At 57.7% G+C, this 7,712-nt stretch carries 8 protein-coding genes; 2 read left to right on the top strand and 6 right to left on the bottom strand.

All coding sequences use genetic code 11. The features are described 5' to 3' along the window. Positions 1–61 precede the first annotated feature (61 nt). The 6 genes from VK792_RS19135 to VK792_RS19160 all read right to left on the bottom strand — a co-directional run bounded on the left by VK792_RS19135 (position 62) and on the right by VK792_RS19160 (position 5,839). Positions 62–529: a metallophosphoesterase gene (locus VK792_RS19135; RefSeq protein WP_326299496.1), complete on the bottom strand. Its 468-nt coding sequence runs from the start codon at positions 527–529 to the stop codon at positions 62–64. Then, the gene (locus VK792_RS19140) at positions 526–1,353 is read right to left on the bottom strand and encodes a phosphodiesterase (RefSeq protein WP_326299497.1); all 828 of its coding nucleotides are present in this window, start codon (positions 1,351–1,353) and stop codon (positions 526–528) included. The genes VK792_RS19135 and VK792_RS19140 overlap by 4 nt, the downstream gene beginning before the upstream one ends. Before the next feature lie 57 nt (positions 1,354–1,410). Beyond that, the gene (locus VK792_RS19145; protein WP_326299499.1) at positions 1,411–2,658 is read right to left on the bottom strand and encodes an ABC transporter substrate-binding protein; all 1,248 of its coding nucleotides are present in this window, start codon (positions 2,656–2,658) and stop codon (positions 1,411–1,413) included. A gap of 97 nt (positions 2,659–2,755) precedes the next feature. Beyond that, positions 2,756–3,718 carry a carbohydrate ABC transporter permease gene (locus VK792_RS19150; protein WP_326299500.1) on the bottom strand — a complete coding sequence of 321 codons (963 nt, stop codon included), beginning with the start codon at positions 3,716–3,718 and terminating at the stop codon, positions 2,756–2,758. Next, on the bottom strand, positions 3,718–4,683 hold the full coding sequence (locus VK792_RS19155; protein ID WP_326299501.1) for a carbohydrate ABC transporter permease: 966 nt from the start codon (positions 4,681–4,683) through the stop codon (positions 3,718–3,720). The genes VK792_RS19150 and VK792_RS19155 overlap by 1 nt, the downstream gene beginning before the upstream one ends. 1 nt (position 4,684) lies before the next feature. After that, positions 4,685–5,839 (bottom strand): ABC transporter ATP-binding protein, encoded by a 1,155-nt coding sequence (locus VK792_RS19160; RefSeq protein ID WP_326299502.1) that lies wholly within the window; start codon positions 5,837–5,839, stop codon positions 4,685–4,687. 107 nt (positions 5,840–5,946) lie between these two features. Between VK792_RS19160 and VK792_RS19165 the strand changes: the two genes are divergently transcribed. Together VK792_RS19165 and VK792_RS19170 are read left to right on the top strand one after the other, a co-directional pair. After that, positions 5,947–6,807 (top strand): LysR family transcriptional regulator, encoded by an 861-nt coding sequence (locus VK792_RS19165; RefSeq protein ID WP_326299504.1) that lies wholly within the window; start codon positions 5,947–5,949, stop codon positions 6,805–6,807. Positions 6,808–6,893: 86 nt separating this feature from the next. Further along, positions 6,894–7,640, top strand: coding sequence for a hypothetical protein (locus VK792_RS19170; protein ID WP_326299505.1), 747 nt, complete (start codon positions 6,894–6,896; stop codon positions 7,638–7,640). Positions 7,641–7,712: the final 72 nt, after the last annotated feature.

The following is a 7,712-nucleotide window of genomic DNA, read 5'->3' on the forward strand; positions in this document are numbered from 1 at the left end:
CGACGGTGTTTGCATCACGGTCAGCTAGCCCAAAATCACGCGCCAAACAATCAGAGCAGATTTATGTGACAATACCGGGGTGATGCATGAACAAGAAGACCGCGCCGGGCGCCTCCAACTGGCGGGCCAGCCAATCGCAGCGCTTGTCGCAATAGGCCCCGGCATGACCTTCGGGAGCCTTCGTGTCGAGCAGCAGGAAACGCCCGCGCGCTGTGTCGATGGCCTGCTGCACAAAACTGTTCTCATCGCGCGGTAGGTCGGGGAAGGTCTGTATCAGTGCGGGTGTGTCGTCGTGATTGCCGGCCATAAGATGAAAGGGGATTTTCAGCTTCGTGATCTCGTTGGCAAAACGCGCATAGGCATCGGCGTCGCCCCAATGGGTCATATCACCGGTGACAATCACAAACTCCGCATCACTGTGTTCGGCGTTGATCGACGCAACAGCCTCGGTCAGTCGCTCTGCCGGGTCCTGACCGTAGAGCAGACCGGAGGCGACAACATGCGTATCAGTGAGATGGATGAACTTCATTCAGCTGCGACAGGCTTGGCCCAGTCTTCCCAGCCGGTGCCCGAGGAGAATACCGGGCCGTCCCATGTGAAAGGAATGTCGTGGATTACGGTCGTGTTCTCGCTGGCCTCGATCACTGCGAACGTGGGCGCCATGGGCGCGCCATGCAGGAGTTCGGTCTCGGTGAAGTCGGGCAGGGACTGATTGCCTGTGGACCGCACCGAGGCAAAGGGGATGCCGCAATAGGTTCCAGTGCAGATCGCGTGGATGTGGCCGAAATGCAGGTAGTCGATTTTGTCTGCGTGTTTGCGCAGCAGATCCGCAAAAGCGCTGCGGTCGGGCTCTACCAGCGCAATTTTGTCCTCGGCGGGCTGGCCGAGTGTCATGACGTTGTGATGCATGAACAGTCGCGCGCGCTTGCAGCTTTCCAGTTGTTTCTCAAGCCAAGCAACCCGGTCCGCACCGAAATGGCCAGCATGCGTGCGCGGCGCGGTGGTATCGAGATAGATGAGCCGCGTGCCGTGAAGGTCTTCGGCATAGTTCACATAGCCGTTGGCATCGCGCGGTTGATCTGGAAAGGCCGCTAGAAAATTCGAACGATCATCGTGGTTGCCCATCAGCAGTCGAACCGGGCAAGGGAGATCAAAAACCGCGTCTTTGAGCGCGCTGTACGCTTGCGGCTCTCCCCAATGGGTGAGGTCGCCAGTGATGATGATCCGGTCGGCATCGGCGTGTTTTGCGCGCACCTCATCCAGGGCCTGCGCAAAACGGCGATGGGGATCGAGCCCGCCCATCCGCTCGCCCGGAACGGTCAGGTGAATGTCAGAGATATGGACGAGTTTCATCGAAATGCCTTTCGAAAGAGAGCTGGCCGCCCCGCAAAGGGCGACCAGCCTTTGGGTTTAGCCGTTCGGCAGCAGGTCGGCGATTTCTTCGACCAGCTCTTCTTGCAGCTCTTTCATGTCGGTGGCGTCGCCGGTGACGATGCGTTCGATCCCGTCATAGATCACCTGTGTGATCGCCAAGCCGTTGTCGCCCGGATAGGCCAGCCAGTCGCGCAGCAGCGGCAGCTGATCCACGGCGGTTTGTTTATTCGGGTTCTGCTCGTAGAAATCCGCAAGAATGATCTCGTTGGCTGCCTTGTTCGGCGGCATGTAACCGGTGGTCTTGGCCACTTCGGCCGCGCCTTCGCCCGAGGTGATGTACTTGAGCCATGTCCAGGCGGCCTCACGCACGGCGGGATCTTCGGAGGTTGAGGTCAGCATCGCCGCATTGCCGCCCGCAGGCAGACCTTTCGGCGCACCGTTCAGACCCGGGAAGGGGCCGGTGACCAGCTCGAAATCGCCTTGGCTGCGCTCGACAGCGCCCAAAGCCGAGGTGGACCAGAACATCATGCCGATCTCGCCGGCAGAGAAAGACGCCAGCGCGGCTTTCCATTCGAGGTTCTGCATCTCACATTCGGTGAAGATCTCCTGCATCTGCTCCAGCGCCACCAGCGCCTCGGGGCTGTCCATGGTGACGTTGCCATTCTCGACGATTGCCTTGTCCTGGCTCCAGAGCAAAGCCTGCATGAACCAGTTGCCCGTGATGTTCCAACCCCAGAAGATCGGGTTGTCGATACCGTTGGCCTTCATCGTCTTGCAGGCCGCGATCACGTCGCCCCATGTCTGCGGCAGCTCTTCGATACCGCCTTCGCGCAGGATGTCCATGTTGTAGTAGCCAACCGGCAGCGAGACCGAGAAGGGCAGCCCGTAGACTTCGCCGTTGAACGTGGACAGCGACAGCATGGCTTGGTGATAACCGTCCTTTTCGAAATCAGCCTCGGCAGAGATGAAGGGCTCCAGCGATTGCGCGATGCCCTTGTCGACCAGCGGAGCCTGACGATTCAGGCCCTGCATGGTAACGTCGGGCAAGTTGCCGGATACCGCCTCGCGCAGCACTGTGTTGGTGCCGTCCTCATAGGATTCGTAGGTCGCGCGGAACTTCACCTCGATATTCGGGTGCGCCTCTTTGAAGGCGGGCATCATCGCCTCATAGGTCACGTCAAAGAGGTGGCTATAAGGATAGGCAAACTCGATTGTCACCTTGTCTTCGGCAAAAACAGCGGTGGCGGAGAGCGCCACAGCCATTGCAGTCAGCGTGTATTTCATTACATCTACTCCAGTTGTTGGGGCTGACGGTTTGGCGATTGGCAGACCCCGGTGATAAGCCCGAAAGGGCGACGAGTAGGGTGGGAGCGATCCCACCCTATTTCATTCCAGACAGCGTGATCCCCTCGATAAAGCGGCGTTGTGCGACCAGAAATGCAACAATAAGCGGTGCGACGATGATGGTGGCGGTGGCCATCATCGGCCCGAAGAATGATCCATCCGCGTCCCCTTTGAACTCCCGCAGGCCAAGCGGTGGCGTGAACAGATCCCGGCTGCCGGTGACAACGATGCGCGGCCAGAAATAGTCGTTCCAATGGGCGACAATACTGAAGATGGCAAAGGCTAGAAGGGCAGGGATGGCGGTGGGCAGCATAACGCGCCAGACGATGGCGAATTCGGACATCCCGTCCATCCGCGCAGCATCAATCAGGTCATCCGGCACGGTCATGAAGAACTGCCGCATCAGGAAAATCCCGAAGACAGAGATCGTCCAAGGCACCACCAACGCGGCATAGGTGTTGGTCAGCCCGACCTTGGCCAGCATGATGTAAAGCGGCAGGGCAATCGCGTGCACCGGGATAAGCAGGCAGAACAGCACCAACCCGAACACCGCCTCTCGGCCCCAGAATTTCAGCTTGGCCAACGCATAAGCTGCGGGCAGGGCGACCAGCACCTGAATAAAGAAGATCGACGCGGTGACGATCACCCCGTTGAGCAAATAGCGCAGCAGCGGCGCCTCAACGAAGGCTTTGGAATAGTTGAAAACCACGGGACGCATCGAACAGTCGATTTCGGCCTGCGCCATGATCGCGGCGCGGATCTCGCTGTCGGATTTACCGGGATATTGCGGCGCGGCGGCGGCGATTTCATCGCGGTTCGGGTCGCGCAACTTGACGCAGCGCGGATCGACCATCATCTCTTGCGCGCCAAAGAACCCGCCCACACCGCGGTCAATCTCACCCGGGCTTTTGAACGAATAGCTGAGCATCATGTAGAACGGCGCCAGCACGATGATCGCTCCGATCACAAGGATCATATGTTTCCAGATGTCGCGAGTCATCAGTAATGCACCTTGCGTTCGACCAGCCAGCGCTGGATCAGGGTGAGAAACATCACAAAGATCAGAAACAACATGGTGATGGCCGAGCCGATGCCGATCAGGTTCTGCTGCACGCCTTTCTCAAAGATCGCGAACATCATCACATAGGTGGATTTGTTGGGCCCGCCCCCCTGCGGCCAGAAGGCTTCGACCGTGTCAAAAACTTGAAAGGCGCGGATGCAAGAGATCGTGACGACGAACACGGTCGTCGGCCCAAGCGCAGGCCATGTGACCAGCCGAAACCGGTCCCACGCGCTTTTGGCCCCATCCACTTCTGCGGCATGGTAAAGCTCGCGATGCACCGCCGTCAGCCCTGCGAGGTAGAGCACCATGTTGAAGCCAAAGCCTTGCCAGATTCCGATGAAACAGAGCACCCAGATGGCGTAATCCCGATCCCCGAGCCACAGCGGGAAACCGTCGGCGCAGCCATTGGCTAGGAAGGGGACCACCTCAAGGAAGGTCCCGCAGGACAGCTCAAGCGTTTGATTGATTACACCGATCGTCGGATGCAGCATGAATTCCCAAACAATCGCCATCGCGAGCAATGTCGCCATAACCGGCAAAAAATATATCGTCTTGTAGACATCCCCAATCCGCCCCAACGAATTGACCAACAGCGCCGCGCCTAGCCCCAGGGCAACCGAAATCGGCACGACCACCGCTACGTAGGTAAACGTCGCAACAAACATTTTCTCATAGGTCGAGCGGGAGAACAGGCGGTCGTAATTCTCAAATCCGACCCAATCAAAGCCGGAATTGCCCAGCGAATAGTTCGTGAAAGACAGAACCCCAGCGACGACAACCGGCACCAAGAGGATCAGAAACATCAAAGCCAGTGCCGGAGAAGCCAAGCCCCAGGCTGTCCGGGCCTGCCGGTTCACTTCGCGCGGCGCGCGTGCGGCGGCTGGCGCGTCAATCGCAGCCATGTCAGGCCACCTCGCGCACATGCGTGACAGCGACTTCGATGCGCCGCTGACGCTTGCCAACCGCGTCGAAAATCAAACCGTCCTGCAGATCAAAGCCAAGGCCCACCTCGGCACCCAGTCGCAAATTGTGACGCTCCGCAGCGGCCGCACGCAGGGTCAAGCGAGAGGTTTGATCCGCCAGTGCGATATGCGCATAAACTTCGGAGCCAAGGTTCTCCATATGCGCGACAGTCCCGGTCATCACCGGCTCTGTTTGCGTGAGTTTCAGCGCTTCGGGGCGCAGGCCCAACTGATAAATGCCGGCCTGAGCCGCCTCAGTGATGCGGCCCAAAACTTGGCCAAACAGGGTCAACTCGGCATTGGAAAGTTCAATCGGCAGGATATTGATCTTTGGCGAGCCAATAAACTCCGCCACCCTGATATCGCTGGGATCTTCATATATGACGCTGGGCGCGTCGCATTGCAGGATCTCTCCGCCCATCATGACCGCGATGCGGTCTGACATGGTCATTGCTTCGACCTGATCGTGGGTCACGTAGATGAATGTCGCGTTCAGGCGTCGGTGCAGTTGCGCGATCTCGGCCCGTGTCTGAACCCGCAGCTTGGCATCCAGATTGGATAGCGGCTCATCCAGCAGAAACGCGGCAGGATCCCGCACCAAGGCGCGGCCCAAGGCGACCCTCTGACGCTGCCCACCTGAAAGTTGGCCGGGCTTGCGATCCAATAGCGTGAAGATCTCAAGCATTTCGGCGGCTTTCTGCACCGCCGTAGCGATCTCGGCTCGCTGATCTTTGGCACCCGGCAGAAAAGGGCCGATCAAAGGCAGCCGTTGCGTGGTCGTAAGCGACCGCATCCGCAAAGGCACAGCGATGTTTTCGGCGACGGTCAAATGCGGATAAAGCGCATAGGATTGGAAGACCATCGACAGGTTGCGATCCGCCGCGCGCATCCCGGTGACGCTTTTGCCATCAATCGCAATGTCGCCGCTGGTCGGATCCTCAAGACCCGCAATGATCCGCAGCAATGTCGACTTCCCGCACCCTGACGGCCCAACAAGCGACACGAACTCCGCATCCGCGACCTCCAAGGTCACGCCTTTCAGCACCTCGGTGTTCCCAAAGCGTTTGGTCACCGATGAGATCGACAGACCAGCCATTCGATTCCCCCATTCGTTGGAACAGGGCTACTGATGCTGAGCCACAAATTTGTGACGTCATATTAGTGAAACCGATGGGGTCTATGAGTTGCGCGAAAGGAGGCTCTATGCGCCCCAATCATCATCAGTTCATCGCCTTCGCCTATGTTATCCGCGAGGGCAGCTTTTCCGCTGCGGCGGCGCGTATGGGCGTGACACAATCCACAATCACACAGCATATTGGCAATCTGGAAAAGACCGTCGGCACGCTTCTGCTGCGCCGAGGTCGAGACGGGGTGGAGCTGACGCCCACAGGGCAAGAGTTTTATGATCTCGCCGACCGTATGGTGTCGCTCGACGCTGAGGTATCGGAGCGTCTTGAAGGCTTCAATGCCATGAAAAACGGGCGTTTGAACGTCATTGGCAACGCACCGCAACCGGCACTCAGGATTATCGCAACGTTCAGGCAACGCTTTCCGAATATTCAAGTGAACTTTGGCCTTTATGACTGGTCCACCGCGACGAATATGCTCCGCAACAGACTAGCCGATGTGGGTTTGATCACAGATGCACCAGTTTCCGATGCATGGGAACGCATTCACGTTGAGAGCGCCGAATACGTTCTTTATTGTCCAAATGAACATCCGTTGAGCGCGCAGGCATCGTTATCTCTCAAAGACTTACAGGAAGAAACGGTCATTATTCCTGAAAAAGGATCCTTGACGAGGAAGTTGCTTGAGAACGCCTGTCGGAACCACGCCATTGCACTCGAAAGAACGGTAACGATGGCGACGTTCCCACTGATGTACGAGGCTGTCTTACAGGGTATCGGTGTCGCGGTGTTCTTGCGCAACAGCAGCCTGATCAAAAAGTCTGTCAAAGAGATTCCGATCCGAGAGATGCCACAGAAACATGAGACCCATTTGATCGCCACTAAAGACAGGGTGGGCTTGAAACTGATTTCCGAGTTCATCAACTCAGTAAATTAACATAAGACTGATTATGCGAAAATATACTTAGTGTTGCGATAGTATAATTTCGTTGTATGCTGACCCTATCACAGAGGGCCCACAGCATGCGTCATCTACTTAAGAAGCTCCTCCCCTCGGTCGCAGTCGCTCTAACTGTGACAGGTCTCTCGCTGCCTATGTCCGCCCGAGCGCAGACATACCCGATCGATTGCGCGATCCTCCTGTGCTTGTCTGGCGGTTGGCCTGCTTCCGTCCCTTGCGCACGAGCGCGCGCCGAATTCATCCGACGCATTACGCCTTGGCCAGTGGAACCCCCGCTTCAAATCTGGCGCTGTCCTATGGGCGCGTCCTTTGAGACAGCTCCAGCAGCAAACAGTGTAGACCGCATCTTTGAAGCGTTCTTCCAGAAGAACAGCACTGGACCGCGACAATCCTTTCCAGCGCGCGATACCGCTGATCCAATTATGGCTGCTTGGCGCATTCCAGAAACACCTAGTGACTTCGTTCCTGCCGACCAGGCCCTTCGGCTCATTCAAGATCGCGCGGACATCGATATCAGCGGACCTGAGTTCAACTTCGTACGATCCATCCGAGTCTTCGATGTCCGGTATGCGCGACAGCATGAATCCGGACGTGACGGCGACTGCAACCGTAGCGCCACCGTGGTCCTCGGCACATACGGAACCCAAGGCGATTTCGCCTGGCAGAGGTCTTCCATCAGCGCCCTACCCTCCGCCCATATCGGCCTCGAACGCTGGGGCCAGAACTGCCCCGGCATCTATCACCGTTCTGTCTTCGTCGACTGGCGTGACTATGAAGGGAACTACGGCTTTGAGCAGGTGAACTACTAGTGGATTGAATCCAACATTTGGAACCCTCGATTTCTTGCGGCGATGATGTCGTTGGGGTCTGCCCGCCAAACG

This window comes from Mesobacterium hydrothermale, from assembly GCF_035818635.1.
GTDB lineage: Bacteria > Pseudomonadota > Alphaproteobacteria > Rhodobacterales > Rhodobacteraceae > Mesobacterium_A > Mesobacterium_A hydrothermale.